This window comes from Sphingobium amiense (genome assembly GCF_003967075.1).
Taxonomy (GTDB): domain Bacteria; phylum Pseudomonadota; class Alphaproteobacteria; order Sphingomonadales; family Sphingomonadaceae; genus Sphingobium; species Sphingobium amiense.
This window is the reverse complement of record NZ_AP018664.1, coordinates 353,402-369,779: the sequence shown is the minus strand read 5'-3', so window position 1 is coordinate 369,779 and position 16,378 is coordinate 353,402. Positions and strand designations below refer to the sequence as shown.

General features: G+C 66.6%; 13 protein-coding genes. 4 read left to right on the top strand and 9 right to left on the bottom strand.

Annotation, left to right across the window (positions count from 1 at the left end; translation table 11 throughout):
- Positions 1-46 precede the first annotated feature (46 nt).
- Positions 47-946, bottom strand: coding sequence for a LysR family transcriptional regulator (locus tag SAMIE_RS01685; RefSeq protein WP_066700808.1), 900 nt, complete (start codon positions 944-946; stop codon positions 47-49).
- Between the two features lie 95 nt (positions 947-1,041).
- On the opposite strand from SAMIE_RS01685, the gene SAMIE_RS01680 reads away from it, so the two are divergent.
- Positions 1,042-2,130, top strand: coding sequence for a YeiH family protein (locus SAMIE_RS01680; RefSeq protein ID WP_083952489.1), 1,089 nt, complete (start codon positions 1,042-1,044; stop codon positions 2,128-2,130).
- 9 nt (positions 2,131-2,139) lie between these two features.
- Here the strand turns inward: SAMIE_RS01680 and SAMIE_RS01675 are convergent, their stop codons facing one another.
- The 8 genes from SAMIE_RS01675 to SAMIE_RS01640 form a co-directional block, all read right to left on the bottom strand.
- Positions 2,140-3,588 (bottom strand): M81 family metallopeptidase, encoded by a 1,449-nt coding sequence (locus tag SAMIE_RS01675; RefSeq protein WP_066700809.1) that lies wholly within the window; start codon positions 3,586-3,588, stop codon positions 2,140-2,142.
- Between the two features lie 15 nt (positions 3,589-3,603).
- Positions 3,604-4,893 carry an MFS transporter gene (locus tag SAMIE_RS01670; protein ID WP_066700810.1) on the bottom strand — a complete coding sequence of 430 codons (1,290 nt, stop codon included), beginning with the start codon at positions 4,891-4,893 and terminating at the stop codon, positions 3,604-3,606.
- A 13-nt stretch (positions 4,894-4,906) separates the two neighbouring features.
- Entirely contained in the window at positions 4,907-5,635 is a 729-nt protein-coding gene (locus tag SAMIE_RS01665; RefSeq protein WP_066700811.1) for an enoyl-CoA hydratase/isomerase family protein, read from the bottom strand.
- Entirely contained in the window at positions 5,632-6,222 is a 591-nt protein-coding gene (locus SAMIE_RS01660) for a cysteine dioxygenase family protein (protein WP_269472498.1), read from the bottom strand. Before SAMIE_RS01660 ends, SAMIE_RS01665 begins: the two co-directional genes overlap by 4 nt.
- Entirely contained in the window at positions 6,219-7,400 is a 1,182-nt protein-coding gene (locus tag SAMIE_RS01655) for a CaiB/BaiF CoA transferase family protein (RefSeq protein ID WP_083952490.1), read from the bottom strand. Before SAMIE_RS01655 ends, SAMIE_RS01660 begins: the two co-directional genes overlap by 4 nt.
- A 58-nt stretch (positions 7,401-7,458) precedes the next feature.
- Positions 7,459-8,379: a helix-turn-helix transcriptional regulator gene (locus tag SAMIE_RS01650; RefSeq protein ID WP_066700813.1), complete on the bottom strand. Its 921-nt coding sequence runs from the start codon at positions 8,377-8,379 to the stop codon at positions 7,459-7,461.
- 73 nt (positions 8,380-8,452) lie between these two features.
- Positions 8,453-9,952 carry an aldehyde dehydrogenase family protein gene (locus SAMIE_RS01645; protein ID WP_066700814.1) on the bottom strand — a complete coding sequence of 500 codons (1,500 nt, stop codon included), beginning with the start codon at positions 9,950-9,952 and terminating at the stop codon, positions 8,453-8,455.
- An 84-nt stretch (positions 9,953-10,036) separates the two neighbouring features.
- Positions 10,037-12,736, bottom strand: coding sequence for a TonB-dependent receptor domain-containing protein (locus tag SAMIE_RS01640; RefSeq protein WP_066700815.1), 2,700 nt, complete (start codon positions 12,734-12,736; stop codon positions 10,037-10,039).
- Between the two features lie 231 nt (positions 12,737-12,967).
- On the opposite strand from SAMIE_RS01640, the gene SAMIE_RS01635 reads away from it, so the two are divergent.
- Genes SAMIE_RS01635 through SAMIE_RS01625 form a run of 3 tightly spaced genes read left to right on the top strand, consistent with a single transcriptional unit; the run spans position 12,968 to position 16,372 of the window.
- Entirely contained in the window at positions 12,968-14,056 is a 1,089-nt protein-coding gene (locus SAMIE_RS01635) for a M14 family metallopeptidase (RefSeq protein WP_066700816.1), read from the top strand.
- 45 nt (positions 14,057-14,101) lie between these two features.
- On the top strand, positions 14,102-15,406 hold the full coding sequence (locus SAMIE_RS01630; RefSeq protein ID WP_066700817.1) for a spinster family MFS transporter: 1,305 nt from the start codon (positions 14,102-14,104) through the stop codon (positions 15,404-15,406).
- 21 nt (positions 15,407-15,427) lie between these two features.
- The gene (locus SAMIE_RS01625; RefSeq protein ID WP_066700818.1) at positions 15,428-16,372 is read left to right on the top strand and encodes an NAD(P)-dependent oxidoreductase; all 945 of its coding nucleotides are present in this window, start codon (positions 15,428-15,430) and stop codon (positions 16,370-16,372) included.
- Positions 16,373-16,378: the final 6 nt, after the last annotated feature.

Below are 16,378 nucleotides of genomic sequence, written 5' to 3'. Positions count from 1 at the left end.
GTTCTCCTGACCCGGCAGGGGGCGTCCCGCGCGCCGGGGTCGCCGGTCACGACGCGGGTCCGTCGCCCCCTGCCCTGACGAGGTCGGCGAACGCCCGGCTCGCGCGGCTTCCCGGCCTTTCCCTGTGGCGCAGCATGTGAAAGCGGCGGCTCGGCAGCACGATCGGCGCAGTGACCAGCGTGCCGGTCGCCAGCGCGGCGCGCGCGACGCTCTCCGACAGGGCGGTCGCCCCCGCCCCCGCTTCGGCCGCGCCCAGCACGCATTCGTTGGACGGCAGGGTCATCGCCGGTTTCAGCAGGGCGGGATCGACCCCCTGCGCCGTCATCGCCGCCTCCAGACTCGATCGCGTCCCCGACCCCTTCTCGCGCAGCACCCATGGCTGCGTCGGCAGTTCCGCCGCGCTGAGCGGCGTATCGCGGTTCCACGGGTGATCGGGCGGCACCAGCACCACCATCCGGTCTTCGTCCACGACCGACTGGTGCAGGCGCGGCTCGTCGATTTCGCCTTCGATGAAGCCGAGTTCAGCGACGCCCTCGATGATCGCGCGCTCCGCCTGCTCGCTGTTGCCGATCCGCAGATGCAGGTCGATGCCGGGATAGGCCTCCCGGAACGCCACCATGCGGCGGGGCAGCCAATATCCCGCGACCGTCTGGCTGGCAAAGAGCGTCAGCGTGCCGCGCCGCAGCCCGGCCAGATCGTTGAGCGCCGCTTCCGCCTGCCCGGCGCGGGCGAGCACCTGACGGGCTTCGATCAGGAATTGGCGGCCGGTCTCGTTGACGACGATCCCGCGCCCGACCCGGTCGAACAGTTGCACCCCGTGCCGCGTCTCCAGCGCGGCAATGGCGTTGCTGACCGCCGACTGCGTCAGGTTCAGTGCACGCGCCGCCGCCGTCACATGCTCGCGTTCGGCGACCTCCACGAAAAGCCGGAGTTGTTCGAGCGTCATGACCAATCCTTCCGCGCGATCATTCCATTCACTATTATCCGTTATACAGATCGGACCTGAAAGCCCAATCCTGCCGCCGCAACCGGAGCGGCGGCATGGATCGACCTGTTATTTCGCCTGAACTTTCGCTGGGCGCAGCCTGCACCGCAACGCCCGGCCGGTTCCGCCCCGCCCGCCTGCTGCCCGGAACCCTGCTGTCGGTCACCATCGGCAGCGCCGCCCTGTCCTTCTCCGCAGCGGAACAGCATGTGTATGGAACGGGTTATGCCGAACCCCTGATTGTCGCCATATTGGCCGGCGCCCTCATCGCAAGCGTCCGCCCCCCGTCCGACCGATATGCCGCCGGGATAGATTTCAGCGCGAAATATCTGCTGGAACTGGCCATCGTCCTGCTCGGCTGTTCCTTTACCGCGACGGCGCTGATGGCGATCCGGCCCGCCCTGCTCGCGGGCATCGTCGCCATCGTCATCCTGTCGATCCTGCTGGGCTTCGGCATGGCGCGGCTGCTGGGATTGCCGCCCCGGCTGGCGATCCTGATCGCCTGCGGCAACGCGATCTGCGGCAATTCCGCGATCATGTCGGTCGCCCCGGTCGTCGGGGCGCGCGGAGCCGAAATCAGCGCGGCGGTCGCCTTCACGGCGGTGTTCGGCATCGCGACCGTCATGGGCCTGCCCCTGCTGGGCGCAGCCTTGCATCTGGCTCCCATCGACTTCGGCATCCTTGCGGGCCTCACCGTCTATGCCGTGCCGCAGGTGCTGGCGGCGGCCGCGCCCATGGGGCAGATCGCGGTTCAGAGCGGCACGCTGGTGAAGCTGGTGCGCGTCCTGATGCTGGGTCCGGTCTGTCTGATCCTGTCCCTCGCCATGATGGCCCTGAACCGGAGGGAGCGGCCGGTCCGCTGGCGGCACAGCGATGTCGCGGGCCTCGTGCCATGGTTCATTCTGGGCTTCCTCGCCATGCTGGGCGTCCGCTCCTGCGGTCTCGTCCCGCTGTTCCTTCTGCGCCCCATCGGCGATGCCTCGACCATGCTGGCGGCGGCTTCGATGGCGGCGCTCGGCCTCAGGACCGACCTGCGCGCCGTCACCGGCGCAGGCGGCCGCACCATCGTCGCGGTCTGCCTGTCCTTTCTCCTGCTCTGCGCGCTCGCTCTGGCGTTAATCCATATCCTGCCGGCGTCGGTGTGAAGCGGGGCGCTACCGGTCGAACGGCCATTTCGGCCGGACGATCTTCCTGAACGGCAGCGTGGTGATGTCGCGCGCCAGCACGCCGGGCGCATCGACGTCGATGATCTCGCGGGCGATGGGCGCGTATGCGTCGCGGAAATGCTGCGACGATTTGACGACCACGATCCGGCGCGCCGCAGGATCGCAGCCCAGTTCGGTGAACAGATCCGGACCGAACGCCTGACACCGGATGGAACTCAGCACCACCTCGACGCCGCCCGTCCGTATCAGCGCGCAGTCGCCGAGCCTGGCGGGCGTTCCGACCAGCCCCTGCACCACCATGTCACGGCGCAGCGCCACCACGGTCCAGACCGCATCGACCGGCATGCCCGAAAGCGGCGCGATCTTGCCGCCGACCCGCAGCGGCAGCACCGCGCCCTCCCCCGCGTCGAAGGCTATCGCGACCGCTCCCGCATCCCACAGCGGCCCGATACAGGCGTCCTTTATGTCCCGCTCGATCAGCCGCCGGAGGATATAGGTGGAATCGCTGGGCGCGCCGCCCCCGGCATTGTCCGCGCCATCGCTCAGCACCGCCGTGCCCGGCCCGGCCAGCGCCCGGTCGATCGCGTCGTCGATGCCGAGCGCCTGCGCGGAAAGCTGCCCGCGCACCGCGACCAGATCGGCGGCGAAGTCCTGCGCCAGGCGTTCCCCCTCGCCGCCCGCACCCTTCTGCGCGTCGCTGTAGATCAGGATCTTCATCCCCATGTCCGCCACATCGCCCCAGGGAAAGCCGTGGACGATGGAAGCGGACAGGATGCCGTCGATGCCCTCGATTTCCTTGGCCCGCCGGACAAGGCTGCGGCCCGGCTCCCTGTTGGTGTGGATCAGCGCGATCATGCCGGTGTCGACGACAGCGGGGCGCGGCGTGATCCGCCCCTCGACCGTCGCGGCGCACAGCGTCACCAGCTCGCGCGCACGGTCGAGTATGTCGGTATGGGGATATTCCTTCCAGCAGATCAGCAGGTCGGCGCTGCGCACCATCCGCTCGCTCAGATGCGCGTGCGGATCGAGCGTCGCGCCGATCACGGCGTCGGGCGCGATCTCGCGGATGCGCGAAAGCAGATCGCCCTCGCAATCGTCATGGCCGTCAGCGACCATCGCGCCGTGCAGGCCGATCAGCACCATATCGACCGGCAGCGCGCCCCGCAGGTCGTCCAGCAGTTCGTCGCGCAGGCTCTCGTAAGCGCTGCGCGTGACGATCCCGCTCGGCACCGCCGCGGCGACCATGCCCTCGATCAGCGTCCAGCCATGCACGGCCCCCGCCTCGCGCGCGGCCCATAGCGGCCCGCTATGCATCTGCATCTGGTCTGGATGCTCGCCCGCATGGAAGTAGGCGCGCTCGCGAAAGGCCGAAATGCCCGTGGGCATCGGCCCGAACGTGTTGGTTTCGGTCGCAAGCGTAGCGGAGAAAACACGCATGTCGGCTTTGATCCCTCAGTCTCGGGCCGGGAAACGTATGAGGGCGAGGATGAGCGCCCCCAGCACCAGCAGCATGGATATGGCTCCAAGGCCGGCGGTATAGCTGCCCGTCAGTGTCCTGAGGCCGCCGATGACGGTCGGGCTGACGAAGCCGCCGGTCAGGCCGATGCTGTTGATGAGCGCGATCCCTCCCGCCGCCGCCGGACCTTTTAGATAGTCGCTGGCGATGGCCCAGAACACCGTATAGGCAGCATAGGTCGCGCTCGCCGCCACGACGAGCGCCGCGAAGCAGATCGCCAGACGGTCGAGCGTCAGGCCCGCCAGCCCCAGCATCGCCCCGGCGACAAGGCAGGCGACCACCGTATGCCAACGCCGCTCCCCCGTCCGGTCCGAATGGCGTGCAAAGAGAACCATCGTCACGACAGCGGCGGCGTAGGGCGCGGCGGAATAGAGGCCGAGCGCCAGACCGACCTTCACCCCCGCCGTGCGCAGCAGCGTCGGCAGCCAGAAGCTCATCGCCGTCAGCCCCGTCACCATCCCGAAATAGCTCAGCGCCAGCCAGTAGACGCGCGGGTCGCGCACCACCAGCCGGAAGGAATGGGAATGCCGCGATGGCGTCCCCTGCACCTGCGCCGCGATCGTCGCCCGCTCAGGCTCGCTCAGCCATTTGGCCTGCGCCGGAGCATCGTCGAGCCACAGGAACAGCAGCGCGCCCATCGCGATGCACGGCGCGCCTTCGATCAGGAACAGCCACTGCCATCCGGCAAGGCCGCCGATCCCCGCCATTTCCGACATGATCCAGGCCGAAACCGGCCCGCCGATGATCCCCGCCACCGGCGCTGCGAGCAGCACATGGGATATGACCCGCGCCCGCCGTTGCGGCCCATACCAGAGCGTCAGGTAAAACAGCATGCCGGGGCCGAATCCCGCCTCGAACACCCCCAGCAGAAAGCGCAGGACATAGAACCATGACGCTGAATCCACGAACAGCATCGCGGTCGATGTCACGCCCCACAGCACCATGATCCGGCTCAGCGTCCGGCGCGCGCCGATCCGCGCGAGCAGCAGGTTGCTCGGAACCTCGAACAGGACATAACCGATGAAGAACATGCCCGCGGCAAGCCCGTAGACCGCTTCCGACAGCCCCAGATCCTGCTGCATCTGGATCTTGGCGAAGCTGATGTTGATGCGGTCGATATAGGCCAGCATGTAGGACAGCATCAAAATCGGCAGCAACCGCCAGTCGATGCGCCGATACAGGGCGTCGACCGCCGCCGAATGATCGGGATCATGCCCTTCGTTCATTGCGCGCAAGGCCTCATCCCTTTGACAGCTCTGCAAGATAGGCCGCGATCCTGTCTTTCAGCCCCGGACAGGCGGCAGACCGCACCAGCGCGGCCAGATCCTGATCGGCATGAACGGTCTCGTTCCGCGACGCGGCGCAGATCGCCGCCATCGTCGCGGGATGCAGCCGGCTGGCCGCCGCGACTTCCTGCGCCATGATCGCGTCGATCATGTCCGCGCTCGCCAAGTCGGTCGCCAGTCCCCGCGACACCGCCGTCGGCGCATCGACGGTGACGCCGCCCGCGATCCAGCCGCAGGCTGTGTCTCCCCCCACACGCTCCGCCAGCCTGCGCGTGCCCAGCACCAGCCCGAACCCTGCGCCGGGAAAGCGGAAGCGCGCCCCCTCGATCGCGACCCTGCGGCGGCACGCCACGAACAGATCCGCGCCCGCGCCGAACGCACACCCCTGCGCGATGGCGAGCGTGGGAAAGGGCGCGGTCCATATTCTCGCGAGCAGTTGTTCGATCCGCACGAACCGCAGCAGCAGCGATCCGTCGCTTTCCGATTCCAGATCGCCCAGATGAAAGCCGGTGCAGAAATGCCGCCCCTCGCCGCGCAGGACCAGAAGCCGCCCGTCCTGCCGCGCCATCTGGTCCAGCGCGTCATGCAGGGCCGCGACCATCCCGTCCGAAAGGCTGTTGCCGATCAGCGGCTGGTTGAGCGTGATGCTGTGGACGCCATTTTCCTGCCGGACCGCGATCATCGCGCCCCGCCTTCGTCACGCGGCGAATATCCCGATATGAAGCTCTTGGCCGAACCGTCGCGCGCATAGGCGGACCGCCGGATCGACCCGATGTCGCCGCCATAGACATGGATGCTGATCGACACGCGGTCGTCGAACGCATTGCGCACCTTGTGAATGTCCCCGTGCCATGGCGATACCTTCGCGACATCGCCCGGATCGAGCCGCTCTTCGCCCGCGCTGACGAACGCGTCACCGCTTCGCTCGAAGCTCTCGGAGACTTCGGCGCCGCGCAGCATGCCGATTGCGCCCCAGACCGTGTGATCGTGGATCGGCGTTTCCTGCCCCGGTCCCCACACGAAGCTGACGACGGAAAAGCGCCCGTCCGGATCGCCATGGAGGAGATACTGCCGGTAATATTCCGGATCGCTGCGCGCGGCATCCTCCGGCAGCCAGTCATCCACCGCCACCAGCACGCGAAGTTCCGCCGCGACGGCCGCGAGCACCGCCGCGCCTTCCGTCTCTCCGCCGTCGACGATGCGCCGCACCGATTCTACGAACCTGTCCAGCCGCCCGCCCCCGGCCACCTGCTCCACCGCCCCGCTCACAGGACGCGCCCGGCATTTTCCAGCACGGCAAGCTCGGCAAGAATGTCTTCCCGATCTCCATCCAGAGCGGGCGGGGACCGGGTGATGGGGGACAGGGCGCCATCCAGCCGCACCACCGGCCCCAGCGTGCGGATGCCGTGACCGGCGGGCGATGCGATGTCCTGAACCCATCCCATCGCCTCGACATGCGGATCGGACAGGGCGTCGGAATAGCTGTTGATCGGGCTACAGGGGATGCCCGCCGCCGCGAAACTGGCGACCAGTTCGGCGACGTCCCGGTCCGCGAACGCCGCTTCCAGTATGTCGGCCAGCGCCTGCTGGCTCGCCGCCCGGTCCGAAGGCGTCAGGAACCGCGGGTCGCTCGCCAGATCGGGATTGCCGACCACTTCGCAGACCCCGCGCCACAGCTTGTTGTTGCCCGCCGCCATGACGAAGCTCCCGTCCCGCGCGCGAAACGCCTGATAAGGCGCGTTGCGGGGATGGGCCGCGCCCAGCTTGCGCGGATTGCGGCCGCTGCCGAAATATTCGCTCACTTGAAGCGCCGCGATGGCGAGGCTGGAGCCGAGCATCGAGACATCGACATGGCCGCCCCGTCCGTCCCTGATGCGCCGCACCAGCAGCGACGCGACCGAAAAGGCGCCGTAAAGCCCCGTCGCGAAATCCGAAATCGGCACCCCCGCCTTCACCGGACCGCCCTGCTCCTCGCCGGTCACGCTCATGATGCCCGAACGGGCCTGTATCGTCAGATCGAAACCGCCTTCGTTGGCACGCGGTCCCGACTGGCCGTAGGCGGAAAGCGAACAATAGATGAGGCGCGGATTGTCGCTTGCGAACCGCTCATATCCCAGCCCGAGCCGCGCCATCGCGCCGGGGCGGTTATTTTCGATGACCACATCGGCCGACGCGATCAGCCTGCGCGCGATGCGGTTGTCCTCCTCATCCTTGAGATCGAGCGCGATGGAGCGCTTGTTGCGGTTCAGCGACGCGAAATTCTCGCTGAAGCCCTCGCAGAAGGGCGGCCATTGCCGCAGCGTGTCGCCGTCGCGCGACTCCACCTTGATGACCTCCGCGCCCATATCCGCCAGCAGCATCCCGCAATAGGGACCGGCCGCCACCGTGCAGAATTCCACCACTCTCGTTCCCGCAAGGGGCGCGTCGTTCAGATCGTCGTTGTTCATTGCGTCCTTCATCGGAAGAAAAAATGCATCCCCGGCCGGGACACGGATTGTCCGGTCGCTATCTCCGCACGTCGCGGGGCGACACACCGAACGTCCGCTTGAACGCCGTGGTGAAATTGCTGGGATATTCATAACCGGAATCGAACGCGATCTGGGTGATCGGCAGGTCCGTTTCCTCAAGCTGCCTGCGGGCATAGCGCATCCGCACCTGCTGCCGGTAGTTGGAGATGGTGATTCCGGTGACGGCCTTGAAACATTCCGTCATCTGCGTGTCGTTCCACGCCAGTTCCCGGCACAGCAGGTCGATGGAGATCGGCGCCGCCGGGTCTTGCTCCAGGATGAAGCACAGGTCTCTGACGCGCTTCCTGTCCTTCTCCCGGATGATCGCGCCCTGTTCGGGAACCCGCAGGATCTGGTGAATGGTGTAGCAGAGCAGTTCCAGCGCCTTCGCCTCGATCAGCACTTCGCTCAGCCGTCCGGTGAGCGGAGGATCGAGAATGTCCTCCACGATGGGGCGTATCTTCATCGGCATCGTGCGTTCGAGGAAGGAGAAACCGGACACGTCGTTCCGCAGGAAATCGTCGAGGAAAGAAGGCGTCGCGTCCGCCTGCCTGATGAGTTCGGCGGCATAATCGCGGTCGCAGATCAGCGTTACCGAACGTTCGTGCGTATTGATCCCCGCCCGCTCGCGCTTGTAGCTGTCGGCGGGCTGCGCCACGAGCAGGATCGTCCCCGCGCTGACCGAAGAGGATTCGCCCCGGTCGTCGGACACGACGCTGTCACCCTCCAGACGGAAGTGGAAGCGCAGGAAGCTGCCATGGCATTCCAGCCTTGCATCGGTTTCATGGTCGAAAGTCACATCGGTTCTGGCGAGTGTCAGCCCCTGCCGCAGCGCGACCGCCTGCCGCAGCCCATGTCCGCGGCCGTCCGGGCTGAGAAGGCCGGCGGGTCTTGGACTGGGTAGGGCCGAAAGGCTCACATCGCTGCTCCTCAGTTACCGGTTGCTCGACGTCCATCGAGAAGGGCCGGGAAAAGCGCCGCCTGCCCTCTCATCAATAAAGTTCCACCGCGCGCAGCCGGCAATAGGCGCGCAGCCCGTCCAGCCCCTTTTCCACGCCGAAGCCGGACGCGCCGCAAGGTTCCGCGCCCAGCGCGATCCCGGTGCTGCCCTTCGCATCCACGCTGGTGCGCACCGCGACCCGGCCCGCGCGGAGCGACCGCGCCATGCGGAAGGCGACCGGCGCATTGTGAGTCCACACCGTCGCGGACAGGCCATATTCGGTATCGTTGGCCTTGGCGATGGCGTCGTCCAGATTGTCCGCCCGCATCACCGACAGGACGGGACCGAATATCTCCTGCCGCGCAATCGTCATGTCGGGCGACACATCGGAGAAGATCGTGGGCGCGAGCGACAGCGCGCAGGGCGAACCCGCCGCCCCGTCCAGCACCGTGGTCGCCCCCTCGCGCTTGCCGGTCGCGACATAGCCCAGAATCTTGTCGAACTGCGCCTGCGTGGAAATGGTGCCGAACCGGCTGTCGGGATCGAGCGGCTCGCCCGGCGTCAGCGTCTTCGCCACCGCCGCGACCGCCTCGACCACATCGTCATGGATTTCGCTGGCGACGATGAGGCGCGTCCGCGCCGAACACCATTGTCCCTGATTCCAGAATGCATCGTGCACGATATGACCGGCGAGCCGCTCCAGTTCGTCGGCCATGTCGGCGCAGACGATCTGCGGCGATTTCCCGCCGCATTCCAGCATCAGCGGCTTGCCGTTGGACTGGCCCGCATATTCCATGAGCGCACGCCCGGTCGCCGTCGATCCGGTGAAGGTCAGAAGGTCGATGTCGGCGTGCCGGGCGATGGCGCTGCCCACGCTGCGCCCCAGCCCCGTAACGACATTCAAGACGCCTGCGGGCAGTCCCGCCTCGATCAGCAGCTCGGCAAGGCGCAGGGCGGAAAGGCTCGCCACTTCGGACGGCTTGAGCACCATCGTGTTGCCAGCGGCCAGCGCGGGCGCCGCCTTCATCACTGCGTTGGCCAGCGGGAAATTCCACGGCACGATGGCCCCGCACACGCCGCGCGGTTCGATCAGGTTGAGCGCGAAGAGGCTGCCGTCGGACGGCGCCACCGCGCCATACACCTTGTCGATAGCCTCCGCATAATAACGCAGCCAGTCCATCGACATGGCGATTTCGGCGTGAGCGTTGGTGACGGCCTTGCCGACTTCCAGCGCTTCGATCAGGGCGAACTCTTCGCGCCGCGCCTCGATCAGGTCGGCGGCGCGCAGCAGGATCGCCTTGCGCTCGGCGATGGGCCTGTTGCGCCAGCGTCCATCCTCGAAAGCACGCCGCGCCGCCTTCACCGCCAGATCGACATCCGCCTCCGTGCCCACCGGCAACCGGGCGAGCGCCTCACCGGTGGCGGGATTGATCGTATCGAACCGTTCCGGTGAGGAGGATCGGACGAACCCGCCGTCGATGAAATGCTCCGTCGGCCACTGGAGGCGCTGCGCCATGCCCTCCCAGTCGACGGCCTTCTGCGTCAGAGACATGAAAACTGTAACTCCATTGGGCCTTGATGACGCCGCATCGGGAAGAGGCTCCCGGCGGAAACGCGATTCCGCCGGGATGCTGTATTAGAAGCTCAACCGGACGCCCGACTGGTAGTAACGGCCGATGAAATCGTAATAGACCGACCGCCCTGACGCGATCGGGGGATCGCGGTCGAACAGATTGTTGACGTTGGCGAAGATCTTCATCCCCGGCGTGACCTGATAGTTCAGGCCCAGATCCACCGTCGCATAGGCCGCATAACGGTTGTTGGTGATGGTGATCGCGCGGTTATACCAGGACGGCGAGACATATTTCACGCGCAGATAGGCCGAAAAGGTCGAACTGTCGTAGGTCAGCGCCGCGTTGCCCGACAGTTTGGGAGCGCCGTTGACGGCGGCGGCGCCGGTCGTCCCGATCAGGTTGACCACCGACTTCCCGTCATTGGTCTCCAGCTTCCGCAGCCAGCTACCGTCCAGACGGATCGCGGTGACGCCCGACAGGATCGAGATCGGCAGCGGATAGCGCAGCGAGAAATCGACGCCGCTCGCCTTGTACGAGAGGAAGTTCTGGTTGGTGACGAGGACGGACGTGGCGGTTCCGTCATCGGCCCGTGTGATGAGGGCGCAGGACGACGCGATGCCGTTTCCGCAATTGGTCAGCACGGTCTGCGTCGAAGGCGCGCTGATCGCGTTCTTGATGTTGATATTGTAATAATCGGCCGTGATCGTCAGGCCCGGCGCGAAGGACGGGGTCAGCGTGACGCCGAAGGTCGTCGTGTCGGACAGTTCGACCTTCAGGTTCCGGTTGCCGCCGGTGAAGGTCGACATCTGGTAGCTGGTGTTCTTCAGCGGATCGAAGAAGATGCCGCGCTGCGGCCCTACGACCGTGGCGAACAGTTCGTTGACGCCGGGCGCGCGGATGTCGCGCGACCGGGTGGCGCGGACTTCGACGCCTTCGACCACGCGGTCGAGCACGCCGATCTTCCACGACCAGACGCCCTTCGACTGGTCATTGTTCGAATAGCGCGCCGCGCCGTTCAACTGGAGCTTGCTGAAGCCGGGAACGTCCTTGAGGATCGGCAGCATGAACTCGCCAAAGCCCTCGGCGGTCTTGATTTCACCACCATAGGCAGGCGCGTTGACCAGGACGAAGGCCTTGGCCCGGTCCAGCGGCCCGTTGGTCAGGTGCAGGCTTTCGCGCCGCGCTTCGGCGCCCACCGCGATCGACAGCGGCCCCGCCCACAGATCGAGCACGTCGCCGCGCAGCGAGACACCCCCCGCATCGAGCGAGTTGCGCGCATTGGCGATGGCGGTCCCCAGCACATAATCGCGCGCCGCCTGGGACGGCGCACCTTCGCCGAACAGGTTGATGGGGACGCAGTTGCTGGACGGCGTGGTCAGCGTCACCCGGCAGACCGGCTGGCCGTTCGCACCCTTCACCGAGTCGACCGCCTGCGCGAAATTGCTGGCGATCAGGCTGTTGTTGATGTGCGATTTGATGCTGAGGCTGCCATGGGTGTAATAGGCATTCCACTGCAATTTGCTGCCCAGACGCCCGTCCAGCGACACCGTGCCCTGGAAAGTGTCGCGCCGCACCTTGTCCTGCAACGCCGCGTAATCGTCGTTGAAGCGCCCGAGCGAGAAGCTGGTCTGCCCGGCGGCAAGCATACCGTCCTTGATCGCTTGCGGCAGGAAGGCGTTGTCGATGGAGATGGTGCTGGTGGTCGATTGCGGGAAGATCGAGGAATTGGCCGTGGCGTGCGAATAGAGCACGTCGGCGGTCAGCCGCACGTCGCTTCCCAGATCGTAGAACAACCGGCCCATCACGCCGATCCGCGTCAGAGGCGCGATCAGGTTGACCACATCGTCGGATGACGGCGCGATGCCGCCGACCCGCGACACGCCCACCAGCGTCCCGCCATTATAGGGGCTGAGCGTATGATCGGGGTTGAAGGACTGGCCCGCATAGAAGCCGTTGGTGATCAACCCGCCCCGGCTGATGTTGTTGAGGCCCACGTTCGGCGTCAGCGTCGGGGTTTGCCCGGCATTGGCGAGCGCCGCCCAGCGGCCGACATTCTTGCGGTCGCTGCGGGCGTCGATGCCCTCGCTCTTGCTATATTCGCCGCCGATGATGATCCGCCCGCGGCCCCCGCCGAAGGTCGTGCCATAGGCAGCCTCGGCCTTGCCCTCGAAGCCGTCACCCCGGCTGGAAATGCCGCTCTGAAGACCGACGCGCGCACCTTCCAGCTTGTCGGTCGTCACGAAATTGACCACGCCCGCGACCGCGCCCGAACCCCATGTCGCAGCGGCGCTGCTGGTCACGATGTCCACCCGCTCGATCAGGATCGAAGGGATGACGCCGACATCCGTATAACCCATCGGCAGATCGCCGCTTCCCGACGAGAAGCGGTGCCCGTTGAGAAGCGACAGCGTGCGGGGGATGCCCAGAGCGCGCAGGTCGATGCCATAGCCGCCGCCTGCGGTCTGCCCGCCGTTGGTGGCTGGCGTGCTCGACGGGCGGAACTGCGGGAAGTCCTGAAGCGCGGCGACGGCATTCAGCCGTCCGCCCTGACTGAGCACTGTCGCGTCCAGCGCCAGTTGCGGCGTGGGAACGTCGCGGCGGCCCAGCCGGGAAGCCGTGACGACGATCGTGCCGGGCGCGTCCGCCTGCGCACTGTCCGCTGCCGGGGCGGATTGCGCCAGCGCCGGAGCCGCCGCCAGAACCGTGATGTGCGCTGCGGCGCAGAGAAGTCGTGTGCCGTATCGGCGAACCAAGCTGTTCATGATGATGCCCCCACAATCGGTCGTCCGGCGCTGCGCCAGTCTGCTCAACGTAATGCAGGCGGAGGTCGGGCGGCGCTTATCACGCTCACCGCATTTCTTTTGATTGCAACAAATTTTCCAGAACGCGAAATGCCCCTGTCCTTTGGGTCCGGATCAAATTGAAAAAGGGGGCACGCATAAGAGTGTCGGCGGCCACCACGCTATGCCGACCCGATGTCCAGCGGGGGTTCCATGTTTCACAGCGAGGATAGTTTCAGCGCCAACTATACAGAAGCGCGCAGGAAGTTCAGGGAAGCGGCCGCCGATGCGGGCGGGGAACTGGACTCCTGGCTCCACCCGGAAGCCGGGCCGGACGGCGGCGAGATATTCACGGACGTCGCATGGATCGGCCCGTCCGCCGCGACGAAGGTTCTGGTGCTGATTTCGGCCACTCACGGCGTCGAGGGTTTCTGCGGCTCGGGCGCACAGGTAGACCTGATGCGGCGCGGCGAGGTGACGGGCGACGCCGACGACCTCGCATTTCTTCTGATCCACGCGATCAACCCCTACGGTTTTGCATGGCTCCGGCGGACCACGCATGAAAATATCGACCTCAACCGCAACTGGGTCGATTATGCGCAGCCCATGCCGGTGAACGAAGGCTACCGCGCGCTGCACCCTGCCCTGTGCCCGGCGGTCTGGACGGACGAGACCCGGGCGGCAGGCGAGCTGGCGCTCCAGACGTCGGAGCGGGAAATCGGCCGGGACGCCACGCGGAACGCCTATGGCGCTGGCCAGTGGGAATATCCCGACGGGCTATTTTATGGCGGCACCGCGCCGAGCTGGTCGCGCCAGACCCAGACCGCGATTTTCGACCGCTGGCTGGGGAAGGCGCGAAAGGTCGCCATCGTCGATTATCACACCGGCCTTGGACCTCTGGGCTTTGCCGAACCCATCGTGACCGCGCCCGTCGGCTCCCCGGCCTATCGGCGGGCGCGGTCATGGTATGGCGCGACGACCAGATCGACGGCGGGCGGCCTGTCGGTCGGCGCGCGGATCGAGGGCGACGGGCTGACCGGCGCCATCAAACTGCTGCCCCACGCGGAGGTCACGCCCATGGCGCTGGAATATGGCACCCTGCCGCGCCGGGAAGTCATCAACGCCAACCGCGAGGATAACTGGCTGCACAGCCACGGCGATCCGCGAGGCGACGGCGCACAAGCGACCAAAGGTCGACTGCGTGACGCCTATTTCGTAGACCGCACCGACTGGAAGGGAATGGTCATCGGCCAGTCGCTTCAGGTCTTTCGTCAGGCGGTCAGCGGCCTGTCCGAGGACTGAGCCTTGCCAGCGGAATCCGTCGATCCAGAAAGGGGCGAACAGCCGATGACAACAGGAAACGAACCCTTCGCGCAGACCCTGCCAAGGTCGGTTTCCTATACGGCCTATGTGATCGTCCTGCTGTGGATCGCGAACATCATCAACTATACCGATCGCTACGCGCTGGCGATGCTGCTGCCCGCGATCAAGAAGGACATGCTGCTGTCGGACACACAGCTGGGCATGCTGGTGGGCTTCGGCTTCGCTCTCTTCTACGCCATCTGCGGCATTCCGGTCGCCCGTCTCGCCGATGCCGGAAACCGCAGGAACATCATCACCGCCGGGCTGGTGGTATGGAGCGCCATGACCGCCGCCTGCGGGCTGGCGCTGAACTTCTGGCATCTCCTCCTCGCGCGCGTGGGCGTCGGCGCGGGGGAGGCATGCTGCATGCCGCCGTCGCAGTCGCTCATCTGCGATTATGTGCCGAGGCGCTGGCGCTCGCCGGTTCTGGCGTTTCACCAGTCCGGGCTGTTCATCGGCATGATGGTCAGCATGGCGCTGGCCGGATGGCTGGGCAGCGTGATCGGCTGGCGCCTGGCCTTCGCCGTGATCGGCCTGCCCGGCGTGGTGCTCGGCCTCCTGATATTGCTGACCGTCAGGGAGCCTGAAAGGGGGCGGCTCGACGGCCATGTCCAGCCCAAAGCGGCGGTCGGGTTCGGCGAAGCGCTGCTCAGCCTCCTGCGCGTGCGCCCCTATGTCTTCATCGTCGGCTTCTACATCGCCCATGGTTTCGTGACTCAAAGCCTCAACCAGTGGTGGCCGTCCTATTATGTCCGTGTGCTGGGAGCGGCCCCGGCCGCGATCGGGCTGCCGCTCGAGCTGGCGATCGGCGTCGGGTCCAGCCTCGGACTTCTGGCCGGTGGCATTCTGAGCAGCCGCTTCGCCGACCGTGGCCTCAAATGGCCGCTGATGATCGGAGGCGTGCTGGCCATCGGCACCGTCCCCCTCGCCGCCGTCGCGCTGACCACCGGCTCGCTGGCGACGTCGCTGATCGCGGTGACGTGCATCAACATGCTGATCAACATATCGGTAGGACCGGCGCTGGCGTCGCTCTACAATGTGACCTCGCCCTCGATCCGGGGTCTTGCCGGTTCGCTCCCGATCTTTTTTGCAGCGACGCTGGGCTTTGGCTTCGGCCCGTTCCTCGTCGGCTTCTTCAGCGATCTGCTGGCGCAGGATTACGGGCAGTTGTCCCTCCGCTACGCGATGATAACGCCGGTCGCCGCGCTGCCGCTAATTACAGTCGCCCTGTGCGGCACCGCGCTGACGCTGCCGGCCGAAACCCCTTCCGGTTCCCCGACCGAAGCCTGATCCGATGACTGGAGGCGCAATGTGACTGGACGCAGGCTGGCTTCGCTCTGGGGCGAACCGTTCGACACCGCGTTGCGGGATGCCCTTCCCGATGTCGATCTCGTGCCGGTGTCCGGCACGCTCGCCGATGTCCCCGCCGGCATATCCATGCTGGCGGCGGCGCCCTTCAAACGCGTCGACGGCCGGTTTCCGCCAAGGCCGGACGGATGGCCTTTCGACCTGCGCTGGGTTCAGCTCATGACGGTCGGGTTCGATCTCTATCCCGACTGGATGTTCGACGGGCCGGTCGTCACCAGCGCGCGGGGCACCTCCGCCGTCGGGCTGGCGGAATTTGCGCTGGCGGCGATCCTCGCGGCGGCCAAGCGGATTCCGGACATCTGGATCGACAGCCCCGATCAGTGGGTCGCCGCGCCGCTGGACATTCTGAACGGCAGGACGCTGGGCATTTTCGGCTTCGGCGCGGTGGGCCAGCGTCTCGCGCCAATTGCGGTCGCCCTTGGCATGAATGTGCTCGCGGTGCGCCGGTCGGATCAGCCCATCGCCCAGCCCGGCGTCGTCCGGGCGGCCAGCGTGCAGGAACTGTTCGAGCGGTCCGATCATCTCGTTCTCGCGGCGCCCGGCACCTCCGCCACGGCGCGGCTGGTCAATGCCGATCTGCTGGCGACGGCGAAACCCGGCCTTCACCTCATCAATATCGCGCGCGGGACGCTGATCGACAACGACGCGCTGCTGCAGGCGCTGGATGAAGGCCGCCTCAGCCGCGCCAGCCTCGACGTGACCAGTCCCGAACCGCTTCCGCCCGGCCACCCATATTATCGCCATCCACGGGTCTACCTGTCGCCGCATACGGCGGCCTACACGCCCGATACCGTCGGCAACATCGCCGCCCAGCTCGCGCGCAACATGGACCTGTTCGAACGCGGTGCCCCCCTCGAAAACATCGTCGATCTCGACAGAGGCTATTGAACGGAG